Annotated in this window: 1 protein-coding gene and 1 pseudogene; both read right to left on the bottom strand. The window is 66.0% G+C overall.

Annotated elements, in window-relative coordinates; all coding sequences use genetic code 11:
* Positions 1–331 (bottom strand): AIR carboxylase family protein (locus tag CXQ89_RS17820; protein ID WP_146067306.1); only part of this gene is annotated, 331 nt, incomplete at its 3' end.
* Positions 328–577 (bottom strand): annotated as a pseudogene (locus CXQ89_RS17815) (5-(carboxyamino)imidazole ribonucleotide synthase); the annotation flags it as partial. The pseudogene CXQ89_RS17815 and the gene CXQ89_RS17820, both read right to left, overlap by 4 nt.

Raw genomic sequence — 577 nt, 5'->3', positions numbered from 1 at the left:
GGGAGTCCATGCCGTCCAGGGTCTTCAGCGGGACCGGAACCCCAATCACGGGGAGCGGAGTAACGCTGGCGAGCATCCCCGGCAGGTGGGCGGCACCGCCGGCGCCGGCAATGATCACCCGAAGCCCGCGCTCGTGAGCTGTCTGGCCATAGCGGATCATTTCGGTGGGCATGCGGTGGGCGGATACAACGTCGGCTTCAAAGGGGATGCCAAACTCTGCAAGGGCGTCAGCCGCGGCTTCCATGACCGGCCAGTCCGAATCCGAACCCATCACCAGGCCTACCAGCGGGTTGCCGGCGGAACCGGCGGCAAGGGTGGCTTCGGCACTCATGCTTTCTCCTCAAAAATTGCCGGCGGTGCTTCGGCGGGTACCCGCCCGTCCCGAATGATGCCCGCCACGGTTCCTGCACGGCGTCGGACGTCGTCAACTTCTGCGGTGGATGACCCCACCAGGTTTACATGGCCAATCTTCCGGCCCGGCCGTACCGACTTGCCGTAGCAGTGCACTTTGGCAGCCGGCTCGCTGGCCAGCGCCAGCGGGAAGGCGGAAAACAGGTCATGGTTGTCGCCGCCCAGG

This window comes from Arthrobacter sp. ZGTC212, assembly GCF_002929255.1.
In the GTDB taxonomy this organism is placed as follows: Bacteria; Actinomycetota; Actinomycetes; order Actinomycetales; family Micrococcaceae; genus Arthrobacter_B; species Arthrobacter_B sunyaminii.
This window is presented reverse-complemented; position numbering and strand designations above follow the sequence as displayed.